Source organism: Pseudomonas sp. 5P_5.1_Bac1, from assembly GCF_025466015.1.
Classification (GTDB): domain Bacteria; phylum Pseudomonadota; class Gammaproteobacteria; order Pseudomonadales; family Pseudomonadaceae; genus Aquipseudomonas.
In genome coordinates this window covers 1-1,456 of the sequence record NZ_JANLNX010000061.1, presented here as the reverse complement: position 1 = coordinate 1,456, position 1,456 = coordinate 1, and the positions used below count along the sequence as shown (strand labels likewise).

1 protein-coding gene is annotated in these 1,456 nt (G+C 56.9%); it reads left to right on the top strand.

Annotation, left to right across the window (positions count from 1 at the left end; genetic code table 11):
* Window positions 1-50: 50 nt before the first annotated feature.
* Window positions 51-1,417, top strand: a protein-coding gene (locus tag NTD82_RS15020) for an IS3 family transposase (RefSeq protein ID WP_410017057.1) whose coding sequence is annotated in 2 segments (ribosomal slippage) — window positions 51-527 and window positions 530-1,417 — 1,365 coding nt in all. Because the reading frame shifts where the segments join, the coding sequence is not laid out codon by codon here.
* The last annotated feature ends 39 nt before the right edge of the window (window positions 1,418-1,456 follow it).

Genomic DNA, 1,456 nt, shown 5'->3' with positions numbered 1-1,456 from the left:
TGAACTGCGCCCCGGAAGTTGGACACCCATCCAACACCGGGGTGTTTTGCATGACCACGTATTCCAAGCATTTCAAGCTGTCCGCCATCCAGGCCTTCATCAACCGAGGCCGTGGCTTTCGCCATGTGGCGAACCAGTTCCAGATAGATCCTACCCTTCTCCGGCGCTGGGTCGTGTCTTACCAGCACCACGGCGAGGCCAGTTTCAAGCGTTCCCGTCGGCACCACAGCGCCGAATTCAAACTCACTGTGCTTCACCGCATGCTCAATGAGCAACTGTCTCACCGCGCCGCTGCGGCGCTGTTCAACCTGGGCAATTCGAGTCAACTGGGCAGATGGCAGCAGCAGTATTACAGTGGCGAACTTACAGCCCAGCTTTCAGTGAAGAAGAGATCGTCCCGCGCCATGTCCAAGCAGCCCTCCAAGCCCGATGAAACCCCAGTAGTGCCTGACGAGGAACTCTCGGTTTCCCAGTTGCTGCGCAAGATACGCAAGCTTGAAGCGGAGAACGCCTACCTAAAAAAGCTCGAGGAACTAGACGAGGCGAAGCTCCGGCAGAAGAAAGCCACCACGAAAAAGCCCGGCTGATCGCCGACCTGCACCCACACCATGTTCTCGCGGATCTGCTGGATGCCGCAGGCTTGGCGCGTGCCACCTACTACTACCAACTCAAGACAATCGGTACCGAGGACAAGTGTGCCTCGCTGAAAGCATCGATCCAGAGCATCCAGCACCGTCATCGCGGTCGTTATGGCTATCGTCGTGTCACCGCCACCCTGCGTCAGGAAGGGCAGTTGGTGAACACCAAGAAAGTGCGGCGCCTGATGAGCGAGCTGGACCTCAAATGCACGGTGCGGCCCAAGAAATACAGGTCATACCGGGGGCTGATGGACGAGGCGTCACCCAACATCTTGAAGCGGCAATTTGCAGCTGATCAGCCCAATCAAAAATGGGTAACGGATGTTACGGAGTTCAAGGTGGCAGGTGAAAAGCTCTACCTCTCACCAGTGCTGGATTTGTACAACGGAGAAATCGTGGCGTACCAAACCGACACGCGGCCGCGCTATGCCCTGGTCGAAACCATGCTTGAACGCGCACTGGAGAAGCTCCCGGCCGACAGCAAGCCAATGCTGCACTCGGATCAAGGCTGGCACTATCGATACCCTGATTACCGTCAGCGCCTGAAAGAAGCGGGCCTGGAACAAAGCATGTCACGCAAGGGCAATTGCCTGGATAACGCGGCGATGGAGAGCTTTTTTGGCACGCTGAAGTCGGAGTACTTCTACCGGGAACGCTTCGAGACGATCGACCAGCTACGTGTCGGAATTGACGAGTACATCCGCTACTACAACCACGAACGCATCAAGATGAAGCTCGGCGGCTTGAGCCCTGTAGCCTACAGAGCACAGGCCGCGTAGCCTTACACAATTACTGTCCAACTTTTGGGGCGCGGCTCA